We start from the raw sequence: 24,415 nt of genomic DNA on the forward strand, positions 1-24,415 counted from the left end.
AGAGCCAAGTATTACTGTTTCATATTTCAATCCTTTCTTTTCACGTATAAAAAATATTGTTTAACCATAAAACAAAACGTTATGAAGATTTTGAAAATAGCTGCTGTAAGTGCAGTTTTTGCCGCTCAGTTTACGATGGCGCAATTTAAGCAGACTCCTCTGCCTTATGCTTATAATGCATTAGAGGGATCTATAGACGCTCAGACAATGGAGATTCATTATTCAAAACATGGTGCAGCGTATGCCGCTAATTTGAATAAAGCCATCGCAGGAACTCCACAGGAAAAACAAACTTTGATTCAGATTCTTTCTGAAACATCCAAAGTAAGTCCCGCAATAAGAAACAATGCCGGTGGCCACTACAACCACGAGCTTTTCTGGACGATTCTTACACCGGAAAAAAATACCCAGCCATCTCCACAGTTGGCGAAAGCAATCAATGAAGCTTTCGGAAGTATGGACGCTTTTAAAGAAAAAATAAGCAAAGCAGGGGCAGACCGTTTCGGATCCGGATGGGCGTGGCTTTCTGTGTCTAAAGGAGGTAAACTTTTCGTGTCTTCTACACCCAACCAGGATAACCCTTTGATGGATATCGTAGAAGAGAGAGGAACTCCAATTTTAGGAATCGATGTTTGGGAACACGCTTACTATCTTAAGTATCAGAACAAGAGAGCAGATTATCTTTCTGCTATTTGGAATGTGCTGAACTGGAAAGAAGTGAGCAAAAGATATGATGCTGCTATAAGCAAAAAATAATTTTATGAAACTATTTTACGGTATACTCTTCACTTTTTATATGGTGTTCAGGCCCCTGATCCCCTTGGTAGAGTATGCCGTAAATTATGATTATATCGCAAAAGTTCTCTGTATTAATAAGTCCAGGCCGGAAATCCACTGTAACGGAAAATGCTATCTGAGCAAAGAATTGGCAAAGACAAACGATTCTGAATCTTCACCTTTACAGAAATCTAAAAATGCCGGACAGAAAGTTCTGGATATTTATATTTTGCCTGCAGTTGCAGAGATCTCCACTACTGAAAAATTTCCTTTTTTCAATCTTCATTTTCTTTATGAAACAGCATATTCTTTTCTGTTTCTGAAACACATTTTCAAACCACCGATTTTTTAAGTTATCACAATCACTATTCAACAGCAAAAGGCGCATAAGTTGTAAATCTTTGATTTTTAATACAGCTTAAGTACTCTTATCCTGTATCTATATTTTCACTTAGAATTTCTAAGTGTGAAGAACTCTTGTGCCTTTTGTAATAAACAAGAATGTTTTCACATTCGAAAAAAATGTATTCAACTTAAAAAATCAACAATGAAAATTTATAAATTTTTATCCCTATTCTTTATTGCCTTTACTTTATTTACTATTTCTTCTTGCAGCAGCAGAGACGATGAGAACCCGCAGGATACTACTCCGGGAAGTCTTCAGATCAAATTTGAAAATGGGTTCAATAATGTTGGCGATATCGTTTTGAACCAAACGATGCAGACTTCTTCTCAAGGTCAGAAACATAATTTCTCAGCTTTAAAATATGTCATCAGTAATATTGCACTGATTGATGAAAGCGGAAATGAATTTAAATATAATGAAAACAATCCTGATAAAGGAGCCTTTATTGTAGATCAGGCCGATGCCGTTGCAGGAATTGTATACCTGAATCTTGATGGTATTCCGAAAAATAATTATAAGAAAATAAAATTTGGGTTAGGAGTCAGCCAAAAGGCGTATCTGCTTGGTCAGGACGGGCAGGCAGAATTCTGGACCAAAGCTAAACAGAAGGGAATGTCCTGGTCTTGGGCAGCAGGTTATGTTTTTGTTAAACTTGAAGGAAAATACGGAACCGATTCTCCTACTAAAGAATTTATGAACCATACCGGGAATATGGGGAATACCACGGCAAATAATACTCCTGATCTTTATAGAGAAATTACTCTTGACCTTCCAACAACAGCAAGAGTGAACGGGCAGATCAGACCTTCTATTCATATTCTGGCAGATTTGAACCAGTTTTTAAGCGGAGACAAAGCTCTTACCCTTACATCAGCGAATGATATGATGATGGGATCAAGCCAGCATCTTGTAGACGTTACAAACAATCTTACCAAAATGTTTAAAGTAGATCACGTTCATAATGATTAATTTTTTGCTTAAGACAGGATTCGTAGCATTGATCTTTTCTCTAAGCTGTATAGCCTGTTCAGATGATGTTATTCAGCCTTTGGAAAAAGATGAGGCCTATAATCTTCAGTTTCCCTCTTATTTTCCGGAAATGACTTTTGATAAAACCGGCAACCCTGTTACAAAAAATGGGGTTGAGCTGGGGCGCAAATTATTTTATGAAGGAAGGCTCTCAAGAAATAATACTATTTCATGCGGTTTTTGCCATATTCAGGAAAATGCGTTTACCCATCACGGTCATACGGTAAGCCATGGAGTAGACGACAGACTGGGAATCCGAAATGCTCCTCCCATTCAGAATATGGCTTTTCTGAAAAGATATATGTGGGATGGGGTCATTCATAACCTGAATGAGCAGCCCATCAGCCCCATTACAGATGTGAATGAAATGGATAGCTCTATTCCGGAAGTTATTTCTAAAATTAAAGACGATCAGAAATATAAAAAGCTCTTCATGGCTGCTTATGGAGATGAAACTATTACAGGAGAAAGAATTTTAAAAGCATTGTCCCAGTTTATGGTTTCTCTGATTTCGTCGGATTCAAAGTATGACAGATTTCGACAGGGAAGAGAGCAGCTAACCTCAGACGAGTCTAAAGGAATGGCTCTTTTCAATCAAAAGTGTGCATCGTGCCACAGTGGTGAACTGTTCACAGATGAAAGCTTCAGAAATACCGGCATGTATTACAATTCGGAGTTTAAAGATGCGGGTCTCTATCGGGTAACACTTGATCAGAATGACTGGATGAAATTCCGCGTTCCAAGCCTTAGAAATGTAGAATATACGGCTCCCTATATGCATGACGGACGATTTTATACCCTGGATGCTGTTCTCAATTTCTATTCAGACCAGATGGAGGACAATGCGAATCTCGATCCACAGCTCAAACAGAACGGGCATATAGGAATTGCAATGAATACTCAGGAAAAGCAGTTTATCATTTCTTTTCTGAAAACGCTTTCAGATAAAGGTTTTATTTCCAATCCAAAATTTGCAGAATAATTTAAAGAAAACATGAAGAAGATTATAGTCATTATCAGTTTGTCTGTATTTGGTTTCAGCCAGGCCGGAACCTTCAGAGATAGTATTTATATTCCTCAGGAAGATTTTAGCAGGTTCAATTTCGATGACGATTGCGATGCTTGTGGATGTGGTGCCGGAAACGGATCGTCAGGATTCGAATCTTTACTCAATCCACAATTTATAGGGATCAAATATTTTGCTCAGCACTATAAAGCGAAAGAAAATTTATTTGTGAAAGATCTGACCCAGGATCAGTATTTTAATACTTTACAGTTGTGGGCTAAAGTTCCGGTTACTAAGAAGCTGAGTGTATATGCGAGTCTCCCTTTTCATTTTCATGAAAAAAAGACTTTACAGGGAGATATAAAAATCAATGGTATTGGGGATTTAAATCTGATGGGAATCTATCAGTTACTCAGTTCTAAAAATAATTTCCATCAGTTAAATGGAGGATTGGGAGTAAAAGTTCCCTTTGGTAAATTTGATGAAAAGGGAATATCAGGTGTCAATCCAAGCTTTCAGTTAGGAACAGGAAGTTGGGATTATCAGGCTGTTTTGAATTATAAATTTCAAAAAAACAAAATCGCCGTTTTGGTCAACACAGACTATACTGTTAAAACCGAAAACAAAAAGAACTACCGTTTCGGAAATCAATGGAATTATGCCGCAACGGGCTTTTATCAGATCGCAGGTAGCGAAAGAATGATATTTTCTGCAAAAACAGGACTTCAGGGTGAAGTTTATGCTCAAAATAAACAGTTTGGCGAAGGTTTACCCAAAACTGCAGGAAGTGCTTTGTATGGAAAACTGGGTTTTGAAGCATCTTATAAAAAGTTCAGTTTGGGAAGCGAGATTATGCTTCCTGTATACACCAATCTTGCGGGTGGAGATATTGAAGCAAAGTCGAGATTCAGCCTTTTTGTGAATATTGGCATTTAACTCTGATCAGTTCAGCAAGGTTATAAAATAAAACCGACAGGTCTTTAAGGTCTGCCGGTTTTGCTTTATCATTTATTTAATAATAATCTTACGAGTATAAGATTTTCCTTCTTTTGTCTGAAGAGTCATAATGTAAACTCCTCCTGGCTGTTTGGTTTCAAATGTATTCGAATTCAGTTTTGAGCGGAAAACTTCTTTTCCTGAAGTATTGGTCAAAGTGATTTCCGAGCCTTCTGCTGCAATATTTTTATCAAGTGTAAACTGCCCATTCTGATTATGAGCCATAAAATTGATAAATGGATCTTTATACTGGTAAGCATAATATACTCTAAGTTCACCACCTAAATTAAGCAATCCTGAGTTTACATTAATCTTAACGCGGTCAAAAGGAATATTCATAGTCAGTTCAATGTCTCCCTTGCTTGGATCACCTGCTCCAAGTTGAAGAATATTGCTGTTCAGATTTTGATAATCGTTGTTGGAAACATCACCGTTGAACGTTTCAATAGATACGCCTCCTAAAACCTGTGCGGAAAGAGGGGTTCCGTTAGAGCCAATTCCAATAACAAGTTTATTGGTATTGTTGTTGATATTACTGCTAGGGAAAATAAGGGTTTGCTCAGTTCTTGCAAGTAATCCTACAGAAACCTGTATCGTAGAATAATCGTCTTCATTACTTCCTAAAGCATTCAAAGGATTTAATACTCCACAACCTAAGCATACGCCATATACCTGACTAATTTGATTGTTTGCATAAATTTTTGTAATCTGAGCAAATGACATTGAACTCATCAGGAATAGAAATAGGGCTGAAACGGCAGCTTTCATAGCATGCTTTCTCACTAATAAATTGTTTTTCATATGTTTAATTTTAAGATTTTTAGCTTTTTGTAAATTTACATATAAAATGATTATGTTAGTTATTTTATTTCAATTTTATGTGATATTTAAATATTTGTATTATATAAAAGATATTTATTAATTTTTAGTTAATATTGAAGCTTGCCTTGTTTAGTCTATATAAGACATAAAAAAACCGGCAGACTTCTTAATCTGCCGGCTTAGGGTATCATTTATTTAACAATAATTTTCTTTGAGTAAGTTTTTCCATCTTTTGTCTGAACTGTCATAAAATAAACACCTTCAGGCTGATTAGAATTGAACGTCTTAGATTTTAAAGTAGTACGATACACTTCTTTTCCTGATGTATTAACAAGAGCGACTTCAGATCCTTCCAACTGAACATTGGCGTCAAGAGTGATCTGTCCACTTTGGCTGTGTGCCATAATGTTGACCAATGGATCTTGATAAGCATAATAAATTCTGAATCCACCACCAAGACTAAGAACCCCTCCGGTTAGTCCAATTCTTATTCCGTCATAAGGTTTTGTTGGCTTAAATTCTACAGTACCTCTGTTGGGCGTTGCTCCCAGTTTTAAAAGGCTTACGTCAATAGTTCTACGGTCTTCATTAGAAGTTCCGCCATTCATTGTTTCCAGCGACACACCGCTTAGCAGTTGTACAGATAACGGAATATTGTCTGTACCGATCCCAACAACAAGTCTTGTGTCAGCTCTAAGGTCGGGAAACTGTAAAGTTTGTTGGATTCCTCCTAATAAAGCTGTTCCCAATACCATTGTAGAATAATCATCTTCATTATCTCCAATAGCATTAAGAGGATTGTCTACACGGCATCCCAAACAAGCTACCCCAAATACACCCGAACTTTGTGCGTGAGCATAAATTCTGCTTTGACCAAATGACATGGTGCTTGCAGAACATAAAAATAAAGCCATTAATCCAGCTTTAAAAGAGAATCTATTTCCCAAAAGTAAATTAAATTTCATGTTATCTTATTTTAGAATGAATAGTTTTATTCAAATTTATGAATTAAAAGGAAAAGTAAGAAATAATATTTCCATTTTTGGTGATTTTTTTTATAACGCCTATTAATAGGAGATTCTTTGAGTTTAAAGAATATCAAAAGAAGGTTTTGTAGATGAGGATTGAAGCATATCCTCGAACATAAATAAAAAGGCGAATTTCAGCAAGATTTGGATTTTATACCAAGTGAATAAACTCGAAATTGCGAAAAATAGATAGATATGAAAATCAGTAATTGTTTGATATCCGACGTAAACGATATCCTGTCACTTTATGAAGCTGCAAGAGCGCTGCAGATTGAAAGGCAAATGGTTGTCTGGCCTTATTTTGAAGAAGGATTTCTCAAAAAAGAAATAAAAGAAAATAAGCAATGGAAAATAACAAATGAAGAAACAATTGTTTGTAATTGGGCCATTGCATTCGAAGACAAAGAGATTTGGGGAGAACGAGACAGGAATGACAGTATTTATATTCATAGAATCTGCACCAACCCCAATCTGAGAGGAAATAGATCTATTGATAATATTGTAAGTTGGTCCAGGGAATATGCCAGGCAGAATGGAAAGCGTTTTGTTCGCCTTGATACATTGGGAAATAATACAAAGCTAATTGAACATTATACATCTGCCGGATTCAATTTTCTAGGAATGGTAAAACTGATTAATACAGAAACACTGCCTGCTCACTACCAAAAAGAACCTAACTGTTGTCTTTTTGAATTAGATGTCTTCAAGGACTAAGGATAAAAATTATTGTATAGAAACAAAAAAAGGACTTTTGAAAAAAGTCCTTTTGTAGCCCGTAGGGGAATCGAACCCCTCTTACCAGAATGAAAATCTGAGGTCCTAACCGATAGACGAACGGGCCCTCTATCTTCCATTACCAAAGTAATGTGTTAGTTTTTGTTTTTATAAGTATCAACTCTTAATCTTGTAGCCCGTAGGGGAATCGAACCCCTCTTACCAGAATGAAAATCTGAGGTCCTAACCGATAGACGAACGGGCCGGTTAGATTTATTTGAATATAGCTTTTTTCTACTGTGATCTTTATAAAACCACCGTTGTTACAGTGGCTTTATAAGATGTAAGTAGCCCGTAGGGGAATCGAACCCCTCTTACCAGAATGAAAATCTGAGGTCCTAACCGATAGACGAACGGGCCAGCTATATTGTTACGCTAATTTATTAACGTGCTTTGTTAATTTGCTTTTTAAGTTAGCTGCTTTGTTTTTGTGGATAATATTTTTCTTAGCTAATTTATCCAATAAAGCGATAACTTTTGGCAATTGTTCTGTAGCAGCAGCTTTGTTTTCTTCATTTCTTAAAGCTTTTAAAGCTGTTCTAGCAGTCTTGTGGTAATATCTGTTACGAAGTCTTCTAGTTTCGTTTTGTCTGATTCTTTTTAGTGCTGATTTATGATTTGCCATATCGTTTAAATGTGAGTGCAAAACTATAAACTTTTTTTTAAACTACCAAATTTATTTTCGAAAATTTTAATTTTCTTCTGAAAGGTACTTTCTAAGCTTATCTATTGCTTGTTCTATTTTTAAATTTTCCTGTTCTTTTTCTATTTTTTTGATCGTATTTCCTAGCATGATCAATGCGTTGTTCCATTCTCCAGTGGTATTGGTGAAAGATAGTCCATCAATTGTTACTTCAAAAGCAACCCTTTCTCCAGTCCTGTAAAGTCTGAAACTGATTTTATCATCTCTGCCTGTAATCCCGTCTTCATTGATTTGTAAATCATAACTTTTTGGGTTAGAGTGGATTTTCTTAAAAAGCAATTTTGCTTCTTGTATTTTTAAATCCGGCATGATATAAAATTTGATAGTTTGTAGTCAACTACAAACAATGGTTTATCAATAACATTTTTCATCTGTGTTCCCATATTTGGATAACCAATTATGGATAAAATTATTAAAAATTTTTGCAAATATAATGCTTTTACGAGATATTATGTCAATTGAATGCGTTTTTGACGTAAAAGTAGTGATATTTTTATCCTGATAATAATAAGTATCAGTCTATCAGGAGTATAAAAAAATGAAGAAAATGATCAATTTTTTATAAAATTCAGTCGGGACTAAAAAATAAAGTTTTAGAAAGGCTTTTTGAACTGTATTAAGATCGAAAATTTGATTTGTTTCTTTTGAACTCAATGAACTTTCTATTTTTGTGTTGCAATTTAAATAGTGAATCTCCATAAAAAAACCTTCAACTTCGAAGAGTTAAAGGTTTTTTAAGTAGCCTATAGGGGAATCGAACCCCTGTTGCAAGAATGAAAATCTTGAGTCCTGACCACTAGACGAATAGGCCTTATTTTGAGGTTGCAAAAATAGAAATTAACTTTTGAACCTCAAAATTATTTATTTAAATTATTTATAGATTTTCTGTATCACCGTGTTTTTGATTCCTTTAGCTTCAATATCTTTCTGAAGCTTCACGGCATCTTCTAGTGTATAAACTTTTCCATACGTATAATAGAAGGTTCCACTGTCTTTTTCTCTTTCCACGTCTTTCAGGTTTTGAAGAATGTAGGAGTTTCCGTTCAGTTTTTCCCCGGAATATACTTCTATAGTATAATATCCCATGCTGATTCTTTGGTTAGGCATGAACCCGACTGCAAAAGCATTTCTGAATCCGGCATCTTTAGCTGTTTTAAGGTTGATATCCTTCACAGATGCCATATTGGTAACGGCATAGTAATATTTGTACTGACCGTTTTCTTTAAGAGTAAGAATATAATTTAACCCTTTAAGTGCAGGATCATCCTCATTGAATTTTGTAGGAGAACTCATCAGTAATATTCTGAAATCATTTTTCAGAGGAACTTCCGCCGGTTTTTCAGGTTCTTGTTTTTTGATGGCGATAGATCCTCCTGATTTTCTGTCTACGGCTTTTTTATAATCAATGATGGCATTGTAGATACTTTCCGCAATTTCTTCCTGACCTTTTTCAGAAGCGATATAGTGGCTTTCTTCAGGATGGTTGATAAACCCGGTTTCAATCAGTACAGAAGGCATGGCATTCATACGAAGAACGTGAAGGTTTTTCTGGAAGACACCTCTGGAGAATCTTTTGTCTTTATTTACAAAGTTATCTTCAACCAGTCCTCCCAAAAGAAGACTTGATTCCAGATATTTGCTCTGCTGAAGTTTCAGGGCTATTAAAGATTCCGGAGAATCAGGGTTATAAGATCCAAACGTTTGTTTATCTTTTTCATCAAGAAAGATTACGTCATTTTCTCGTTTCGCAACCTCCAGATTTTCATTATTTTGGTTAGGCCCTTGAACATAAGTTTCGGTTCCATATGCTGTAGGTCTTTGAGCAGAGTTACAGTGGATAGACACGAATAAGTCTGCTTTACTTCTGTTGGCAAGGTTTGTTCTGTCCGATAAAGAAGGGTATTCATCAATCTTACGGGTATAGATTACCTTGAAGTCTTTGTTTTTTTCAAGCATTGCTCCCACTTTTAGAGTAATAGCGAGTGTAATGTCTTTTTCGGCAATTCTTCCGATGTCAGAATAAGTTCGGTTTGCCCCATGATCACTTCCCCCGTGTCCCGCGTCCAGAACGATTGTAAACTTCTTTTGAGAGAAAACAAAGTTGCTGATAAGGATAAGGAGAAATGATAAAATTATTTTAAAATTTTGTTTGTACATCTTACAGTTATAAAAATTATATTAATTTTGGGCCTTAATTATATAGAATAAAATTGGCCAAAACCGTCCTCAAAAATATATTACAAATTTTAATTATCCTAATTTTTAACAATTTTTTAGCACAGAAAACTCCTGAAAAATTGCCTAAAAATGCGGTTAATGATACTATTTCCAAAAAGGATACCATAGTTGTAAAAAAAGAAGCTTTGGATGATATTCTTCGTACAAAAGCTGACGACCAGAGAAGAGATGTCCCTAAAAAAATGACTTTCCTGAACAAAAATGCACAGGTAAAGTATCAGGATATGCAGATTGATGCCGACTATATTTCGATTGACGATAATAAAAATCTGATCTACGCACGAGGAAAACAAGATTCTTTAGGAAAGATTATTCAGCCTGTAATTACAACCCAGGCCGGTAAAAAATACGAAACCAACGAATTCAGCTATAATACCAAAACAAAACAGGCTATTGCTTTTAATGCCAGAACGGAGGAAAGTGAAGGGGTAATTATTGCTCAGAAAACCAAAAAATATAATGATTCCGTATTCGCCATGGTAAGAGCGGATTATACGACGGATGATTATTTTATTAAGAAAAAAGATACTGCTGCGGATTATTTTATGAGAGCTTATAATATTAAGCTTATCAAAACAAAAAACAAATCGCAGATTGTTACCGGACCTATTCAGATGTTTATAGAACAGGTTCCTACCCCTCTTTATCTTCCATTTGCTGTTTTGCCGTTCTCGGATAAAAGAGCAGCCGGTATTTTGATTCCGAGTTTTGGGGAAAGAGAAGATGTAGGGTTTTTCCTGAATGGAATAGGATATTACCAGCCTATTGGGGAGCATTTTGATCTTAAAGTCCTTGCAGATATCTATACCAAAGGAAGCTGGAACTTAAGGCCTCAAATAAGTTATCAGAAAAAATACCGTTATTCCGGAAACTTCAATGCAGATATCGGTACAATGGTAAGAGGAATTAAAGGGCTGGATGACTATACAAAAAACAGCACTTACAGAATCAACTGGACACATTCTCAGGATGCTAAAGCAAACCCTTTCCTTACATTCAGTGCTTCCGTAGATGTTGTGAGTACGAAGTTTTATAATAACCCACTGAACAACAACTATATTTTCAACCAGAACGTTCTGAACACACAGCAGAATTCCACGGTTACTCTTACCAAAAGATTCCTGAAATTACCTGTAACCATTACGGGGACGGCATCGTATTCTCAGAACTTTGCAACAGGATTGGCAGATCTTCGTCTTCCACAGATGAACGTTGCCATTAATCAGTTCTATCTGTTTAAATCTAAAACAGGAATCAGAGAAGGGCTTATTGAAAACATTACAGTGAATACAGGGATTAATCTTACCAACTTTGTGAATACTCAGGAAAATGAGTTGTTTAAAAAAGAGATGTGGGATAAGATGCAGACCGGGCTTAAAAATAATATTGCTCTGGCAACCAATACAACGCTGGCAAAATATTTTACATTCAGTTTGAGTGCTAATATTGATAACGCCTTAACAACAAAAACACTGAACCGATTCTACGATCCGGTAAAGAACGTTACAGTAGACGAGATTGATAAGAACTTTGCAGGATATTCAACATTCTCTACTACGGCGAGTCTTCAGACAACGTTGTACGGGATGATGAAATTTAAAAAAGGATCTGCAATAGAAGCGGTGAGACACATGATGACTCCAAGTATTGGATTTACTTATTCTCCGGATTTCTCAAGCCCAGGTTTTGGATATTATAGAAACTATTATAATGCCACTGGCGCACTAACACCTTATTCTATCTTTGAAAAAGGTATTGTTGGAAGCCCATCAAGTGGAGTAGTGGGAGCTTTAACCTTCAATGTCGGAAACAATATTGAAATGAAAGTAAAGTCTAAGAGTGATTCTACAGGTGTGAAGAAAATCAAAATTTTTGAATCATTAGGACTTTCGGGAAGTTATAACTTTGCAGCGAAAGATCACCCTTGGTCTGTGCTCAGCATCAACGGACAGTCCTCTTTCTTTAATAGCAAACTTACTGTAAATACCAGCCTTGCTCTTGAACCTTATAAGATTGCATTTACTCCGGGGCAGGATACCGGTGTCAGAACAGAGCAGTTTGGGCACTTTAGCGTACAGGGATTCAACGTACAGCTATCTTATCCTTTAAGCAGCGAGATCTTTGGAGAGAAAACAGATTATGCTAAGAAATATACCAAGAAAGGAGAAGTAAGGAATGAAAGTTATTATTTTGATGATGATAATTATGCTCACTTTGATCAGACATGGACATTGAACATCAGTGCAAACTATGCTTACTCAAAAGGTCTCAGCAGGTTTGCCAACAAAATTGCTTCTGTAGGGTTAGATGGAAGTATTAAATTGACCCCTTACTGGAACATCAATGGAAGTACACACTTTGATATGGTTACCAAAGAGCTTGCCTATACAAGAATTGGTTTCTCAAGAGATCAGCGAAGTTTTACGATCAATTTCAACTGGGTTCCGTTCGGGCAATATAAAGTATATGACTTCTTTATTGGTATCAAAGCCAATATCTTAAGTGACGCATTGAAGTACAAAGACAGAAGTTTTACGCAGCCTAACGCACCTTTCTAATATCAGATTGGGATTTGAGAATATAAATTTTATATTTGCAACCAAAATAAAATCTAATTAATGAAACAAATAATCAACACAGTTAATGCACCTGCAGCAATCGGGCCTTATTCACAAGCTAATATGGCAAACGGAGTTTTGTATATTTCCGGGCAGATTCCTGTAGATCCTGCAACTGGTAAACTGGTAGAGGGAATTGAAAAAGAAACGCACCAGGTAATGAAAAACCTGGAGGCTATCCTTACTGAAGCGGGAATGACTTTTAAAAATGTGGTAAAAGCTACCATCTTCCTTAAGAGTATGGATGATTTCGCAGTGATGAATGATATTTATGCTTCTTATCTGGATGCCGACAGCTATCCTGCACGTGAAACCGTTCAGGTTTCTTGCCTGCCTAAAAATGTGGATATTGAAATTTCTATGATTGCACATCAGGATTAATGAACTTTATAAGAAATACAATTGCGGTGTTGATGGGCCTTGGTATTGCTGGGCTTATTATTACTCTTGGTATAAGGGTTTTTCCGCAATGGGTTACTTTTGAAGCTTTTGCCCCGTTTGAGCACTGGCAGAGATTTCTCTTCAGTATGAAAGATGATAAGGCATTCTTCGGATTTTTGTTGTTTATTTCCGGATTAGGAACTACCATTGGTGGTGTGGCAACAGCGATCATCGTTAAATATGCCAAAGTAGCCTATGCCATTCTTATCGGTTTTATTATGCTTTTTATAGCAATGCTGGATGTGATTATTTTTCCTTATCATCCTACATTCTATAAGATTTCTATTTTCCTTACTTTCTTTCCATTTTCCTGGATTGGAGGTAAAATTGTAGAAATAATTTATGAGCGGAATAAGAAGAAAAGAATCGCTGAAAAAATGAATAAATCTAAATAGAAAATACAAAAAAAGCGCTGCAGAATTCTGCAGCGCTTTTTTTGTTGATATGAAAACTAATTTTGTTTCTTTTTGATTAAGGCATTTTAAATCCTTTAGTATAAATTCTTCCGTAGTCATCTACAAATTTCACCTGTACATTTCCTTGGTATCTGTCCAATGCTTTTTCAACATCTTTCTGTGAGTTGACAGGTTTGCCGTTTACCTCGATGATGATATAGTTATCTACAATTCCAATTTTGGCCATTTCGCCACCTTCAGAAACGTTTTTGGCAACTACACCACTCGTTAGACCGTATTCTGTTTTGAATCGCTCCGTAAGAGGATCAAATTCAGCACCTATTTTTTCTGTTACAGTAAGGTCAGCTTTTGTTTTGGTAGAAGTTCCACCTTTTTGGTCTTTAAGAGTAACGGTTGTTGTAGATTCTTTTCCATCTCTTAAATAGCTCACCTGAACTTTGTCACCAGGACGTTTGCTTCCAATAGACATAGAAAGATCCGCAAAGTCTGTGATTGAGTAGTTGTCTATCTTGGTGATGATATCTCCTTTTTTCAAGCCTGCATCTTCAGCTCCGCTTTTCTCTCCAAATCCTGTAACATATACTCCGGATCCAACTTTAAGATTAGTCTTATACTGTTTGTTGTAAGATGCTACTAATTGATCATTAGATAGGTCTAAAGACTGAACCCCTAGGAAACCTCTTTGTACGATTCCGAATTTCTTGATATCTTCTACAATTTTTCTGGCTAAATTGGCAGGAACAGCAAATCCATATCCCTGATAATAACCTGTCGTAGACTGAATCGCTGAGTTGATACCAATAAGGTCTCCAGCCGTATTTACCAATGCTCCTCCAGAGTTACCTGGATTGATGGCTGCATCGGTCTGAATAAAGCTTTCAATTGGGTTAGCCGCTTTACCCTGGCTTCCTAAAATTCCGATTCCTCTTCCTTTGGCAGAAACAATACCTGCTGTAACCGTAGAATTCAATCCCAGCGGATTTCCTACTGCAAGCACCCATTGTCCTACTTCAATATTGTCTGAGTTGGCAAAATTCAGATAAGGAAGGCCTTTTTCTTCAATCTTTAATAGTGAAATGTCCGTGTTAGGGTCAGTACCTACCAATGTTGCGATATATGATTTTTTGTTGCTTAATACAACCTCCAGCTTATTAGCTCCAGCTACGACGTGATTGTTGGAAATAATATATCCGTCCGGAGAAATAATAACCCCTGAACCCATTCCCGAAGGCATATTGTCAGGTGTCTGCTGCTGCTGCTGCTGTTTTTGCCTTTGCTGACCTCTACCTCCAAAAGGATCTCCGAAGAAAAAGTCAAACAGATCCTGTTCAGAAGCTCTGCTTGCTGTTCTGCTTTGGTAATTTTTGATGGTAACTACAGCCGGAACGGTTGTTTTGGCTGCTTTTACAAAATCATCACCTACTGCGCCTGTGTTCATTCCTACAAATGATGCTGTAGGAGCAGCGGCTGTGAAATAAGATTGATCTCCGTTGTTGGAGGTATGTCCGAAATATTGTATAGCTCCAACGGTAGTAGCTCCTGAGACAACTCCCACTACTGCAAATGGTAATAGTTTTTTTAAAGTACTCTTCATTGTATATCTTTCTTTTTTATTAATTATTTTATTTATGTTTTTGAGTAAACAAATTTAATGTTAAATAAGTAAGCAATTAGTATGCTATGTTTCAATTTTAACTAAAATTTAACTGCTATTGTGTCAATTTATGCATTATGTCATAATTGTTAATGGCAGCGTTAACAAAACTTAAAAAAAACTTAAAGCAAATTTGTCACTTTTTGTCTTTGAAATATAAGTTTATAATATAGAAAATACAATGCCACTCTCCTGTTTTTGTCATGTCATTGTGCAATAATTTACTTTGTAATCTTACTTTTTCTTTCGAAATAAAATAGGGATTTGGTTGGTGTATCTTCATGCCAATTCTCCTTATAAATATACTTAATTGAAAAATTCTTATCTTTGCAAAAATTTTTCTCACTTAAAACGTTTATAGCATGCAACTGTATAACACATTAAGCGCAGAAGAAAGAGCTCAACTTATTGATGAAGCTGGTAAGGACCGTCTTACATTGTCTTTCTATGCGTATGCCAAAATTGAAGATCCCAAAAAATTTCGCGACGACTTATTTATAGCCTGGAATGCCCTTGATGCCCTTGGCCGTATTTATGTTGCTCATGAAGGTATTAATGCTCAGATGAGTGTTCCTGCGGATCAGTTTGAGGCTTTCCGCAATACGCTTGAAGTATATGACTTTATGAAAGGAATCCGCTTAAATGTAGCGGTAGACCAGGACAATTACTCCTTTTTAAAACTGACCATTAAAGTCAGAAATAAAATAGTAGCTGACGGACTGAATGACGAAACTTTTGATGTGACTAATAAAGGAATCCATTTAAAAGCTCAGGAGTTCAACAATATGCTTGAAGATCCTAATACGATTGTTGTAGATTTCAGAAATCACTATGAAAGTGAAGTAGGGCATTTTGAAGGGGCTATTACTCCGGATGTGGAAAACTTCAGAGAGAGTTTACCAATTATCAACGATCAGTTACAGGATTTCAAAGAAGATAAAAACCTTTTGATGTATTGTACAGGTGGAATTCGTTGTGAAAAGGCGAGCGCTTATTTCAAACATCAAGGCTTCAAAAATGTGTATCAGCTGGAAGGAGGAATCATTGAATATACCAGACAGATAAAGGAAGAAGGTATTGAAAGTAAGTTTATTGGTAAAAACTTCGTGTTCGATCATAGATTAGGTGAAAGAATTACGGATGATATTATATCGCAGTGTCACCAGTGTGGAAAACCTTGTGATAATCATACCAATTGTGCAAATGACGCCTGTCATTTACTCTTCATCCAGTGTGATGAATGTAAGGCAGCAATGGAAAACTGTTGTTCTACAGAATGTCTTGATACTATTCATTTGCCTTGGGAAGAACAGGTGGAATTAAGAAAAGGATTGCAGGTTGGAAATAAAGTTTTCAGAAAAGGAAAATCTGAGGCTTTGAAATTTAAAAACTCCGGAGATTTATCCACAAAGACTCTTGCAAAAGCTGAAAACAAAAATATCCGTCAGAAAATTGCGGTTAAAAAGACATTCTTGGGGAAAGCAGAGCATTATTTCTCAAAATCAAAAATTGCACAGTTTTTAATTGAAAATAATGAACTTTCTGTAGGAGATAGAGTTTTGATTTCAGGACCTACTACCGGAGAACAGGAAGTTACGATTACTGAAATTTATGCAAACGGAGGTCCTTGTGAAACCGCAAAACCTGGAGATCAGATTACTTTTGAACTTCCGTTCAGAGTTCGCTTATCTGATAAAATCTATAAAATTATATAAGTTACCCAAACCTATTTGTGATGTTAAAAGCTGAACTTAGGAAAATATATACTCAAAAAAGAAAAGCCTTGTCAGTAGATGAGGCTTTCTTGTTATCTGAAAAGATTTTCAGCAATTTTCTTTCTTATTTTCAACCTCAGGAAGGCGATAAAGTGCATGTTTTTATTCCTATTAAAAAGTTTAAGGAAATTGACACACAAATCTTCATCCACTATTTTTTAACGCAAAAAATCAGGGTCTTTGTCCCTAAAATTGTTGAAAATCATTTAATAAGTATCGAAGTTTTTGAAAATACCGAGTATGAAGTAAACAGTTGGGGGATTTTAGAACCGGTTTCTAATGAAGATTCGGGTGAAAATGCCTTCCAGTATGTGATCACTCCTTTGCTGTATTGTGATATGAGAGGCAATAGAGTAGGGTACGGAAAAGGTTTTTACGATAGTCTTTTTCAAAATGTGCCGCTGGAAACAAAAAAAATCGGAGTCAATTACTTTGACCCCGATGAATATGTTGATGATGTCTGGGAAAATGATATTCCGCTGGACTATTTGGTTACTCCCGTAGAAGTACTGTCTTTCTTTAATGGTTTGGAATAAAAATCTAGAAAATAAAACTTAAATTCCCTTTTAAGCTTGGACGTTGATAGTAGAATATACTGTGCATTCTTTTCAAAACTTCCCAGCGATTTATTCTTATCGTCAAAATATTCTACATTGAATTTGGCAAAATCCAGGGTGTCTTTCTTATAAAATTCCTTATATACATTAAGGTCGTTTACTTTTGCCGTTTTCACTTTCAAACTATCCAGTTCCTTGAACATTCTCCTGAAGGTCATAGAATCTGGTTTGTGGAAATAGCTTTCCATTTGGGAATAAATAAAAGAATCAACCTCTGTGTTTCTGTTACCCGTTATATAGAGGGTTGAGAGGTCCAGAAGTTCCTGTACTTTCTGTTTAGTAATAGAGTTGATGGCCTGCATGCTGTCCATCTGTACAGCAGGATAACTTTTAGTGTTATTATTATTGCGTAGCTTTTCAATATCGCTGGCTTCTGTCTTTTTATTATTACAGGCAACAAATAATGCCAGAATAACCGTGAAAATTAAAAAATTATTTATTCTTTTCATCTGTGGAGGCAATTTTAAATTTGATAGAGACGATTTTACCTTTAACATCCTTTTTCATTTCTATTACGCTCAGATTCTTTAATGAAGTTGTAGGAGTTGTTACGAGTGTGATGTATTTCTGTTTGTCCAGTCTTTCGATACCATAAGTATTGTTGTCATAAACCTGATAGATGATAGCATTGTTGCTGATTAGGTTTTCAAGCTGATTCCTTTTCTGTTTGATCAGAGCAATCTGTTCTTCATTGTTTCCACCTTTGATGTCTTTAATGGAGAAATAATAGGCTGCCATCTTATAATCATCAGGTTTAAGTTCTATTTTCTCTTCCTCAGGGGCGTTTTCAAGATTTCGGTTCACTTCCAGTGGTTCGTAGAAAGGAGCGCTGATCCTCATTTTTAAAATTTTGTCCTTGGTGGAATAATAAAAACACTCTCCAGGCTTTATTTTATACATTAATGGAGATTCATTTTCTTTAACAACCATTATTTCTAATGTATTAATGACAGAAACCCCTCTGTCTTTATCTATAAAACAATATTTATACGTTTTTGAAAAAAGTACATCCTTAAATCCTAATAAACCTGTTATCGCAATCAGAACAGAAGTAACAAATGCCCAGGCATTCTTTTTAAAGAAATTTTTCTTTGGAACAGCCGTCGAAATTTCAATCTCATGAGTTGGTTTGTTTTTTTCTTTAACTGGTTGATTTTCAGGGTTTGTTTTTTGTAAATCAGTGTTTTCCTGAGGGTTCAAGTCTGTTTTTTGTGGCTGAATCTCCTTTTTTGGAAGTTCAGGAGCTGACGCAACTGTTTTTTCCAATTCATTGATTTCTTCCTCTTCAAGATTTTCACTTTCCTGAAGTAATTCTCCGGCAAAAAGATGCTGCTTTTTGAATTCGTACCAAGAGTCGTATCCCGCATAAATACTCAATAAATTGAGCATGTCAATTCTTGGCAATTTGGTAACGGGTGAAGTTTTGAAGTAGGTGTAAAAAGACTTTTCACTGATGTTCCCTTTCGCTTTTTTTCGAAGGTCCTCCTGAAAATAGATGATGTCTATACCCTTCCACTTGGAAATATCATCCTGTGATGGGGTATATTCTTTTAAGTATTGACCCTGAACATCCTTTTTTAACTGCTCAAAGTGTAATAGATCTAAATCTGTCAATTTTTCAAAAAATAATTAAATTATTGATTATCAGCTATGTTTTTTTGTAAAACTATTTTACAAAGGTATTACAATTATTTTTCATAAACAAATTTTCTAACTGCTCTACCTTTGTCTTGTTCAAATAACAGAACAGAATAAAATTTTATAAAACAATATTAACAAAATTAAATTTAATTTATTATGAAAAAGTCATTATTCGTAGCTGCTATCGCTGCAATCTCTCTAGTTGCTTGTAAAAAAACTGAAGCTACAGCTACTGAAGGTACAACTGATTCTGCTGCTGCTACTGTAGCTGATTCTGCTGCTGTAGTTACAGATTCTGCTGCTAAAGTTGTTGATTCTGCTGCAACTGCTGCTGTAGGTGCTACTAAAGATGCTGCTGCTGCTACAACTGCTGCTGGTGCTGAAGTTGCTAAAGATGCTGCTAAAGGAGCTGCTGACGCTGCTAAAGGAGCTGCTGATGCTGCTAAAGGAGCTGCTGATGCTGCTAAAGATGCTGCTAAGAAATAATTTTAGCTTAAGCTTAAAAATAAAGGAACCGTTTCACCCAGTGAAACGGTTTTTTTAGGTCTTATCTTTAAGAAAGTCCTTTTTAAAATAAAATCCCCGAAGTAATATATCTACTTCGGGGATTTTTTATACTTATGAAAAGAATTTATCCTTTCTTTTGTTTTAAAGATTCATAGCATGTAATGGCTACAGCATTGCTTAGGTTTAAAGAATCTATACTTCCGGCCATAGGAATAAGGGTGTTTTTCCCTTTTCCAATCCAAAAATCACTCAATCCTGAATGTTCTGTACCAAATAATACCGCCGAGCGCTGTGTAAAATCTCTTTTGTAAAGATCTTCCGCCGTCTCATCCATCAATGTTGTGTAGATATTGAAATGGTTATCCTGAAGAAATTTAAGTGTCTCTTCATTTTCAGCCTGATAAACTTCCATTCCGAAAAGGCAGCCTACACTGGATCGGATTACATTAGGATTGTAAAAATCTGTTTTGCCATCAGCTACAATAAGGGCATCTATCCCGAATGCTTCACAACTTCTTAAAATAGCACCAAGATTTCCAGGTTTTTCAACACCTTCTACAATGATAACGGTAGAATTGTTTTTAGGAGTAAAGGAAGAAAGTAGAGTTTCTTTAGCTTCATATATTCCGATAATACCTTCTGAACTTCCTCTGTAAGCAATTTTTTCGTATACTTTATCACTCACATAATGAATTCTTCCATCAGGAATATTTCCTTTAAAGATATTTTCACAGATAAAGAATTCTACCGGTATGAAATCGTAATGCAGAGCTCTTTCATTTTCTTGTTGTCCTTCTACTACGAAAACCTTAGATTTTTTACGGAATCTGTTATCAGTAAGAAGCTTAGTGACATTTTTTATCTTATCGTTTTGAAAACTTTCTATCAACATGCCGCAAAATTATGCAAAATTTATGATTGTACTTCTCCGGATTTTATAAAAAGGCTTTTCCAGGTGACCCGAAATGGGATGTTTTTTCTTTTTTTATAATAAATAGTCATTAAAATGATAAGAATAACCGACGAAAATCTGAAAATATTTCCAAGGGTATTTCCTGCTGCATTATCTGATATATCGAAAATATTCCAATAAAGATTCATGAAAAAATGTAAAAATATAGAAACCCATATCGTAAAGTTCCACTCTGTGTACACCCAGGCAAATAATACAGATCCTAAAAAGGTAATTGTAAGTATTTCAAGAGCTTCTTTTATATTATGGCTTTGGTAAAGATGAGCCTGAGCAAATAATAGTGAAGCGAAAAGTAACGAAGAAATGAACCCCAATTTTGTATATCGAAGGAGTATACCAATAAGAAATGCCCTGAAGATAAGCTCTTCAAAAAAAGCCGAAGATAGGGTGTTAATGAACAATGATTCAAAATCAAATTTTTCCGCGAGATTTGAAAATATTGAATATCCAATAAGCATAGGAAGTGTCCCTATAAAAGAGATTGTGAGCCCTTTTATAATAGACTGATCTAATGAAAAAAGAACGACAATTTCCTTCTTTGGAAATAAAATTTTTAAAGTAATGATCAACGGAATCATTGTGACTGAGTACGCTGCAACATGTGCTAGAGCTTTGCTGTGTAATGATTCTCTGACGAAGGTTTGTATACTTTTGAAGCAAAAAAGATCAAAAAGGTAGTAGGTAATAAATCCCAGAATAAAAATGGTGAAGAAGCGTACGTTTTTGTGCATATCAAATATTTTTGTGCAAAAATGTAGCTTTAAATCAATGAATTTGATGTAAAGTGATCAATGGCAAAGAATAGTGACGAATGGCAAGTTTTAATATTTTTTCTGTTGCAATTGAGGAATGATATCAGGTATAAAACTTCTTGAAACAGGAATCTTAAAGTCAATTTCTGGAAGAATTAATTTATATCCCTGCGCATTTCCATTCAGATTCTTTACTTTTCTGAGGTTTACAATATGAGAACGGTGACACTTTTTAATTGAATCTGTTTCAATCTGTTTTAAAATATTGGATAAACTTATTCTAATAAGTTGCTTTTGTATTTTACCGTTCTCTAAAAAATAAAGATTACAATAGTTTTCCATAGACACTGCACATAAAAAATCGCTTTCGCCAATGATGAGTTCAGTTGTATTATTGTATACTTTCAGAAGTCTTACTGGTGGTACATTGGTTTCGGTGGTAAGTTGCTGAGAAATCTTTCTGGCCGTATTTTCATGTAAATTTTTTAAATAAATATAACGTGCAAGAATATATATAGCAGAAACAGGAATTCCTAGGGCTAGAGAATAGAGAAGCATATAAAAATAATTGCCAAGACTGAATTCAACATGGCTGACAAATAGAGAATTGTAGAAATAAGATAATACAGAACCTAAAAACAGAACGGTAATTATCTTTAAAAGTTCAGTGCCAATATTCCAATAATTGAAACGAGAAGTAAAAATACTGACAACAAAAAAAAGAAAAGTAAAAATAATACAATAAGGAAAAAGTAAAGAATATTTATAAGGATGATGAAAGTTTTCCGTACCGAAAGGTTGAAAAATAATTAGAAATAAATAGACTGCAATACCCGCACCTAAAGACGAAATAAAAATTTCTCTAAAGGATTCCGATTTTGGATAAGAATAAGACAGGAAAGGAAAAAGTGCCATCTGAATATAGTTGGATATATTGTTACCAATTTCTATAAAATTAGATAAAATTACCGATTAAACAGACTTTCTTTTAGAACAAAGTTTCTATGAAAATTCATTATTGATGAGAAGGTATCAGGCTCGTAATGTAATCGCTGGGCGTTGTACCTTCAAACTGTTTAAAAACTCTGTTGAAAGTTGCCTGGCTTGTAAACCCGGCCTCAGTATAAATATACATTAAAGTCACCTTCGTCAAATCTGATTTTTCTATAAGATTTTTTACGTAATCGATTCGCAATGAATTGATGTATTGGTTGAAGTTTTTATACCCTTTATGGTCTATTGCTCTGGATAAATAGTTGACATTGGTATTCAAATCAGAGCACAAACTGGAAATTTTTATAGAGGGATTTGTGAAGTAGTTATTATACATAATATACCGGTCCAGTTCCATAAATAGATTTTCAAGCTTATGATGATCTATCATCAATTCGTTTTTACTCCTGCCAGAAAGCTCAGCGGGATATTCATGATTTCCGATGGCAATAGGTTTCAAATTGTGCTTTTCTTTCATCTTTCTTTTGATGCTATATTCAAAAGCCGTGGTTTCTAAATGGCTTATTTTCAGTTTGTAGAATATAAACAGACAGATAAGAGAAAAATTGGCAATCACAGTTGCAGCATTGGTCGGTCTAAGATATTTTCTGTCGTAATTGTAGAAATGATGGTCAAAATATTTAGCATATACCATAATAAACAACATAAGGATGATGGTATAAAACATGAAATAAACAACCATTTTTCTTTTCAGAAAAACATAAGCACATACCGGCATTGGAATCAGCCACATGAATCCTACGATGGAATCGTCAATAAAATTGAGAATGATAAGGGAAATATGCAGAGAACTGAAGTGAAGATAAGCAATGACAATTCTCGAAATATTAAAATTCCTTCTTATTAATATGTAAGAATAAATATAAAATACCAGTGCAGCAGCGAAATAATAAATAGGAAAAGTATTCTTCAGCCAGAACAGATAAATATAAATAGAGATAATATGAAAAATAAGTAAAATGAATAAATAGGTCTCAATAAGCTGTTTCTTTAACGTATGTATTCTGTTGTTGTAATATTGAGTAATTCTCATCGCAGCAGGCCTTCAGCTTTTATTCATTATTTAGAAGCGGCAAATATAGTCTGTAAATTTTTTTATACAAAATAAAATAATTAGATTAAATTTTTACAGAAAGGCGTTTGGATTTTGTCCGAAAAAATATTGTTAATCATTTTCATAAAATGACTGATTTAAGGAATTAAAATACAGTATAATACATCACTTTAAATCATTTTTTTAATATGATTTTAGGACAGAATATACGAATCTATATAAAGTATAATTTTGCAGAAACATAATGACAGTGGGCGTTTGCATGAAGTGCGCCTTTGTTCTTTCAGATTCTAAACAACACATTAATGATGTAATAAGACGAGATCTTATTTCAATAACATTGAATGATGAAAAATAATTATAGAAACTAATAGCCTTTTATTATACAATCAACTTTTAAAAAAAGAATTTATGAAGAAATTTTTCTACTTTGCAATGATTAATCTGCTATTTGGTATGTCACTTTCAAAAGCACAAACAGTAACGGTGAGTGATACAGGAGTGGGGCAATCAGCAGTGTACACATTTGATTACACAACTACAGTGGCTATTGGAAAAGGAACTACAACACCTAACGTATTTTACTGTGCACTTCCTCCGGGGTTTCCACAGGTTTTAGTAGTGTCTGGATCCAACAATCTAGATCCTTACGTTACTTTTAAAGTGAATGGCGTAACATATCCATGCTCTACTTCTTTTAAATTGGGAGGAAGCTGGGACGGAGGAGTGCAGCTATCTGTAGATGGTGCTTCTCCAGGTTTGTCAATTCCGGCGGGAGCGCAAATTAAGGTTGTGATTTCAGGACTTATTAAAAATCCTTCCAATGCTGGACCTTATACCATAAGCTGGAGAACAGCTCAAGCGAGCGGACAAGGGGTGCAGAATTTTAGTGCTCCGGTTAGCTTTTTTGCAGGAACATTAGGAACACAGGAGGCAAAAGCGAAGCAAAAAGAATTGTCTGTATATCCTAATCCCGCTACTGATTTCATTCAGGTTGCTGGCGTAGAGAAAACGCAAAAGTATATTATTTATACTGTTGCAGGCAACCAGGCGAACGAAGGGAATATTTCCGAAAATGGAAAAATTGATGTTCATTATTTAGTTTCCGGAGTATATGTTCTGAAACTTGAAAATGGAAGATCAGTTAAGTTTATTAAAAAATAAAAAGACAAAT

General features: G+C 35.1%; 25 protein-coding genes and 4 tRNA genes. 13 read left to right on the forward strand and 16 right to left on the reverse strand.

Features of this window, described 5'->3' with window-relative positions; translation table 11 throughout:
- The first annotated feature begins 81 nt into the window (after positions 1 to 81).
- The 5 genes from ACQ76T_RS15910 to ACQ76T_RS15930 all read left to right on the forward strand — a co-directional run bounded on the left by ACQ76T_RS15910 (position 82) and on the right by ACQ76T_RS15930 (position 4,154).
- A complete protein-coding gene (locus ACQ76T_RS15910; RefSeq protein ID WP_431344276.1) occupies positions 82 to 756 on the forward strand; it encodes a superoxide dismutase in 675 nt (224 codons plus the stop codon).
- Between the two features lie 4 nt (positions 757 to 760).
- Complete coding sequence (locus ACQ76T_RS15915) at positions 761 to 1,129, forward strand: hypothetical protein (protein WP_431344277.1); 369 nt, start codon at positions 761 to 763, stop codon at positions 1,127 to 1,129.
- Between the two features lie 195 nt (positions 1,130 to 1,324).
- Positions 1,325 to 2,152, forward strand: coding sequence for an MbnP family protein (locus tag ACQ76T_RS15920; protein WP_431344278.1), 828 nt, complete (start codon positions 1,325 to 1,327; stop codon positions 2,150 to 2,152).
- Positions 2,145 to 3,194, forward strand: a complete 1,050-nt coding sequence (locus ACQ76T_RS15925; protein ID WP_431344279.1) for a cytochrome-c peroxidase — start codon at positions 2,145 to 2,147, stop codon at positions 3,192 to 3,194. The genes ACQ76T_RS15920 and ACQ76T_RS15925 overlap by 8 nt, the downstream gene beginning before the upstream one ends.
- 12 nt (positions 3,195 to 3,206) lie before the next feature.
- A complete protein-coding gene (locus ACQ76T_RS15930; RefSeq protein WP_431344280.1) occupies positions 3,207 to 4,154 on the forward strand; it encodes a transporter in 948 nt (315 codons plus the stop codon).
- Between the two features lie 72 nt (positions 4,155 to 4,226).
- Here the strand turns inward: ACQ76T_RS15930 and ACQ76T_RS15935 are convergent, their stop codons facing one another.
- Both ACQ76T_RS15935 and ACQ76T_RS15940 read right to left on the reverse strand, forming a co-directional pair.
- Positions 4,227 to 5,015 carry a T9SS type A sorting domain-containing protein gene (locus ACQ76T_RS15935; protein WP_431344281.1) on the reverse strand — a complete coding sequence of 263 codons (789 nt, stop codon included), beginning with the start codon at positions 5,013 to 5,015 and terminating at the stop codon, positions 4,227 to 4,229.
- A 212-nt stretch (positions 5,016 to 5,227) separates the two neighbouring features.
- Positions 5,228 to 6,001: a T9SS type A sorting domain-containing protein gene (locus ACQ76T_RS15940; RefSeq protein WP_431344282.1), complete on the reverse strand. Its 774-nt coding sequence runs from the start codon at positions 5,999 to 6,001 to the stop codon at positions 5,228 to 5,230.
- A gap of 258 nt (positions 6,002 to 6,259) precedes the next feature.
- Here ACQ76T_RS15940 and ACQ76T_RS15945 point away from each other — a divergent pair, with 258 nt between their 5' ends.
- Positions 6,260 to 6,778 carry a GNAT family N-acetyltransferase gene (locus ACQ76T_RS15945; protein WP_431344283.1) on the forward strand — a complete coding sequence of 173 codons (519 nt, stop codon included), beginning with the start codon at positions 6,260 to 6,262 and terminating at the stop codon, positions 6,776 to 6,778.
- Between the two features lie 55 nt (positions 6,779 to 6,833).
- Here the strand turns inward: ACQ76T_RS15945 and ACQ76T_RS15950 are convergent.
- The 7 genes from ACQ76T_RS15950 to ACQ76T_RS15980 all read right to left on the reverse strand — a co-directional run bounded on the left by ACQ76T_RS15950 (position 6,834) and on the right by ACQ76T_RS15980 (position 9,698).
- Positions 6,834 to 6,905, reverse strand: a tRNA-Glu gene (locus tag ACQ76T_RS15950).
- 66 nt (positions 6,906 to 6,971) lie between these two features.
- Positions 6,972 to 7,043, reverse strand: a tRNA-Glu gene (locus ACQ76T_RS15955).
- A gap of 83 nt (positions 7,044 to 7,126) precedes the next feature.
- Positions 7,127 to 7,198 (reverse strand) — tRNA-Glu (locus ACQ76T_RS15960).
- Positions 7,199 to 7,208: 10 nt separating this feature from the next.
- Entirely contained in the window at positions 7,209 to 7,463 is a 255-nt protein-coding gene (gene rpsT, locus ACQ76T_RS15965; RefSeq protein ID WP_002983073.1) for a 30S ribosomal protein S20, read from the reverse strand.
- Between the two features lie 66 nt (positions 7,464 to 7,529).
- Positions 7,530 to 7,850, reverse strand: coding sequence for a hypothetical protein (locus tag ACQ76T_RS15970; protein ID WP_431344284.1), 321 nt, complete (start codon positions 7,848 to 7,850; stop codon positions 7,530 to 7,532).
- Between the two features lie 430 nt (positions 7,851 to 8,280).
- Positions 8,281 to 8,352, reverse strand: a tRNA-Glu gene (locus tag ACQ76T_RS15975).
- A 59-nt stretch (positions 8,353 to 8,411) separates the two neighbouring features.
- Positions 8,412 to 9,698 (reverse strand): N-acetylmuramoyl-L-alanine amidase family protein, encoded by a 1,287-nt coding sequence (locus ACQ76T_RS15980; RefSeq protein ID WP_431344285.1) that lies wholly within the window; start codon positions 9,696 to 9,698, stop codon positions 8,412 to 8,414.
- A 53-nt stretch (positions 9,699 to 9,751) separates the two neighbouring features.
- Between ACQ76T_RS15980 and ACQ76T_RS15985 the strand changes: the two genes are divergently transcribed.
- The 3 genes from ACQ76T_RS15985 to ACQ76T_RS15995 are packed head-to-tail and all read left to right on the forward strand — an operon-like array spanning position 9,752 to position 13,233.
- A complete protein-coding gene (locus tag ACQ76T_RS15985; protein ID WP_431344286.1) occupies positions 9,752 to 12,337 on the forward strand; it encodes a putative LPS assembly protein LptD in 2,586 nt (861 codons plus the stop codon).
- 60 nt (positions 12,338 to 12,397) lie between these two features.
- The gene (locus tag ACQ76T_RS15990; RefSeq protein ID WP_062700765.1) at positions 12,398 to 12,778 is read left to right on the forward strand and encodes a RidA family protein; all 381 of its coding nucleotides are present in this window, start codon (positions 12,398 to 12,400) and stop codon (positions 12,776 to 12,778) included.
- Complete coding sequence (locus tag ACQ76T_RS15995; RefSeq protein WP_431344287.1) at positions 12,778 to 13,233, forward strand: hypothetical protein; 456 nt, start codon at positions 12,778 to 12,780, stop codon at positions 13,231 to 13,233. Before ACQ76T_RS15990 ends, ACQ76T_RS15995 begins: the two co-directional genes overlap by 1 nt.
- Before the next feature lie 76 nt (positions 13,234 to 13,309).
- Here ACQ76T_RS15995 and ACQ76T_RS16000 read toward each other — a convergent pair whose 3' ends face one another.
- A complete protein-coding gene (locus tag ACQ76T_RS16000) occupies positions 13,310 to 14,848 on the reverse strand; it encodes a trypsin-like peptidase domain-containing protein (RefSeq protein ID WP_431344288.1) in 1,539 nt (512 codons plus the stop codon).
- A 422-nt stretch (positions 14,849 to 15,270) separates the two neighbouring features.
- Between ACQ76T_RS16000 and ACQ76T_RS16005 the strand changes: the two genes are divergently transcribed.
- Both ACQ76T_RS16005 and ACQ76T_RS16010 read left to right on the forward strand, forming a co-directional pair.
- Positions 15,271 to 16,623: a rhodanese-related sulfurtransferase gene (locus tag ACQ76T_RS16005; protein ID WP_431344289.1), complete on the forward strand. Its 1,353-nt coding sequence runs from the start codon at positions 15,271 to 15,273 to the stop codon at positions 16,621 to 16,623.
- 20 nt (positions 16,624 to 16,643) lie between these two features.
- The gene (locus tag ACQ76T_RS16010) at positions 16,644 to 17,219 is read left to right on the forward strand and encodes a 5-formyltetrahydrofolate cyclo-ligase (RefSeq protein ID WP_431344290.1); all 576 of its coding nucleotides are present in this window, start codon (positions 16,644 to 16,646) and stop codon (positions 17,217 to 17,219) included.
- On the opposite strand, the gene ACQ76T_RS16015 is transcribed toward ACQ76T_RS16010, so the two are convergent.
- Complete coding sequence (locus tag ACQ76T_RS16015; protein WP_431344291.1) at positions 17,168 to 17,749, reverse strand: hypothetical protein; 582 nt, start codon at positions 17,747 to 17,749, stop codon at positions 17,168 to 17,170. The genes ACQ76T_RS16010 and ACQ76T_RS16015 overlap by 52 nt on opposite strands.
- Positions 17,733 to 18,914: a hypothetical protein gene (locus tag ACQ76T_RS16020; RefSeq protein ID WP_431344292.1), complete on the reverse strand. Its 1,182-nt coding sequence runs from the start codon at positions 18,912 to 18,914 to the stop codon at positions 17,733 to 17,735. The genes ACQ76T_RS16015 and ACQ76T_RS16020 overlap by 17 nt, the downstream gene beginning before the upstream one ends.
- 183 nt (positions 18,915 to 19,097) lie before the next feature.
- Between ACQ76T_RS16020 and ACQ76T_RS16025 the strand changes: the two genes are divergently transcribed.
- The gene (locus tag ACQ76T_RS16025; protein ID WP_422694538.1) at positions 19,098 to 19,427 is read left to right on the forward strand and encodes a hypothetical protein; all 330 of its coding nucleotides are present in this window, start codon (positions 19,098 to 19,100) and stop codon (positions 19,425 to 19,427) included.
- Between the two features lie 145 nt (positions 19,428 to 19,572).
- On the opposite strand, the gene ACQ76T_RS16030 is transcribed toward ACQ76T_RS16025, so the two are convergent.
- From ACQ76T_RS16030 to ACQ76T_RS16045, 4 genes are all read right to left on the reverse strand, one after another.
- Entirely contained in the window at positions 19,573 to 20,340 is a 768-nt protein-coding gene (locus ACQ76T_RS16030) for a TrmH family RNA methyltransferase (protein WP_431344293.1), read from the reverse strand.
- A gap of 20 nt (positions 20,341 to 20,360) precedes the next feature.
- A complete protein-coding gene (locus tag ACQ76T_RS16035) occupies positions 20,361 to 21,152 on the reverse strand; it encodes a CPBP family intramembrane glutamic endopeptidase (RefSeq protein WP_431344294.1) in 792 nt (263 codons plus the stop codon).
- A gap of 90 nt (positions 21,153 to 21,242) precedes the next feature.
- Entirely contained in the window at positions 21,243 to 22,088 is an 846-nt protein-coding gene (locus ACQ76T_RS16040; RefSeq protein ID WP_431344295.1) for a LytTR family transcriptional regulator DNA-binding domain-containing protein, read from the reverse strand.
- A 100-nt stretch (positions 22,089 to 22,188) separates the two neighbouring features.
- Positions 22,189 to 23,220: a helix-turn-helix domain-containing protein gene (locus tag ACQ76T_RS16045; protein WP_431344296.1), complete on the reverse strand. Its 1,032-nt coding sequence runs from the start codon at positions 23,218 to 23,220 to the stop codon at positions 22,189 to 22,191.
- 432 nt (positions 23,221 to 23,652) lie between these two features.
- On the opposite strand from ACQ76T_RS16045, the gene ACQ76T_RS16050 reads away from it, so the two are divergent.
- On the forward strand, positions 23,653 to 24,405 hold the full coding sequence (locus ACQ76T_RS16050) for a T9SS type A sorting domain-containing protein (RefSeq protein ID WP_431344297.1): 753 nt from the start codon (positions 23,653 to 23,655) through the stop codon (positions 24,403 to 24,405).
- Positions 24,406 to 24,415: the final 10 nt, after the last annotated feature.

Source organism: Chryseobacterium sp. JK1 (assembly GCF_050632815.1).
In the GTDB taxonomy this organism is placed as follows: Bacteria; Bacteroidota; Bacteroidia; order Flavobacteriales; family Weeksellaceae; genus Chryseobacterium.

Excerpts from the sequence above, each read along its gene's own strand:
- ACQ76T_RS15910 (WP_431344276.1), top strand. The coding sequence starts at position 82 with ATGAAGATTTTGAAAATAGCTGCTGTAAGTGCAGTTTTTGCCGCTCAG.
- ACQ76T_RS15915 (WP_431344277.1), top strand. The coding sequence starts at position 761 with ATGAAACTATTTTACGGTATACTCTTCACTTTTTATATGGTGTTCAGG.
- ACQ76T_RS15920 (WP_431344278.1), top strand. The coding sequence starts at position 1,325 with ATGAAAATTTATAAATTTTTATCCCTATTCTTTATTGCCTTTACTTTA.
- ACQ76T_RS15925 (WP_431344279.1), top strand. The coding sequence starts at position 2,145 with ATGATTAATTTTTTGCTTAAGACAGGATTCGTAGCATTGATCTTTTCT.
- ACQ76T_RS15930 (WP_431344280.1), top strand. The coding sequence starts at position 3,207 with ATGAAGAAGATTATAGTCATTATCAGTTTGTCTGTATTTGGTTTCAGC.
- ACQ76T_RS15935 (WP_431344281.1), bottom strand. The coding sequence starts at position 5,015 with ATGAAAAACAATTTATTAGTGAGAAAGCATGCTATGAAAGCTGCCGTT.
- ACQ76T_RS15940 (WP_431344282.1), bottom strand. The coding sequence starts at position 6,001 with ATGAAATTTAATTTACTTTTGGGAAATAGATTCTCTTTTAAAGCTGGA.
- ACQ76T_RS15945 (WP_431344283.1), top strand. The coding sequence starts at position 6,260 with ATGAAAATCAGTAATTGTTTGATATCCGACGTAAACGATATCCTGTCA.
- rpsT (WP_002983073.1), bottom strand. The coding sequence starts at position 7,463 with ATGGCAAATCATAAATCAGCACTAAAAAGAATCAGACAAAACGAAACT.
- ACQ76T_RS15970 (WP_431344284.1), bottom strand. The coding sequence starts at position 7,850 with ATGCCGGATTTAAAAATACAAGAAGCAAAATTGCTTTTTAAGAAAATC.
- ACQ76T_RS15980 (WP_431344285.1), bottom strand. The coding sequence starts at position 9,698 with ATGTACAAACAAAATTTTAAAATAATTTTATCATTTCTCCTTATCCTT.
- ACQ76T_RS15990 (WP_062700765.1), top strand. The coding sequence starts at position 12,398 with ATGAAACAAATAATCAACACAGTTAATGCACCTGCAGCAATCGGGCCT.
- ACQ76T_RS15995 (WP_431344287.1), top strand. The coding sequence starts at position 12,778 with ATGAACTTTATAAGAAATACAATTGCGGTGTTGATGGGCCTTGGTATT.
- ACQ76T_RS16000 (WP_431344288.1), bottom strand. The coding sequence starts at position 14,848 with ATGAAGAGTACTTTAAAAAAACTATTACCATTTGCAGTAGTGGGAGTT.
- ACQ76T_RS16005 (WP_431344289.1), top strand. The coding sequence starts at position 15,271 with ATGCAACTGTATAACACATTAAGCGCAGAAGAAAGAGCTCAACTTATT.
- ACQ76T_RS16010 (WP_431344290.1), top strand. The coding sequence starts at position 16,644 with ATGTTAAAAGCTGAACTTAGGAAAATATATACTCAAAAAAGAAAAGCC.
- ACQ76T_RS16015 (WP_431344291.1), bottom strand. The coding sequence starts at position 17,749 with ATGAAAAGAATAAATAATTTTTTAATTTTCACGGTTATTCTGGCATTA.
- ACQ76T_RS16025 (WP_422694538.1), top strand. The coding sequence starts at position 19,098 with ATGAAAAAGTCATTATTCGTAGCTGCTATCGCTGCAATCTCTCTAGTT.
- ACQ76T_RS16030 (WP_431344293.1), bottom strand. The coding sequence starts at position 20,340 with ATGTTGATAGAAAGTTTTCAAAACGATAAGATAAAAAATGTCACTAAG.
- ACQ76T_RS16035 (WP_431344294.1), bottom strand. The coding sequence starts at position 21,152 with ATGCACAAAAACGTACGCTTCTTCACCATTTTTATTCTGGGATTTATT.
- ACQ76T_RS16040 (WP_431344295.1), bottom strand. The coding sequence starts at position 22,088 with ATGGCACTTTTTCCTTTCCTGTCTTATTCTTATCCAAAATCGGAATCC.
- ACQ76T_RS16045 (WP_431344296.1), bottom strand. The coding sequence starts at position 23,220 with ATGAGAATTACTCAATATTACAACAACAGAATACATACGTTAAAGAAA.
- ACQ76T_RS16050 (WP_431344297.1), top strand. The coding sequence starts at position 23,653 with ATGAAGAAATTTTTCTACTTTGCAATGATTAATCTGCTATTTGGTATG.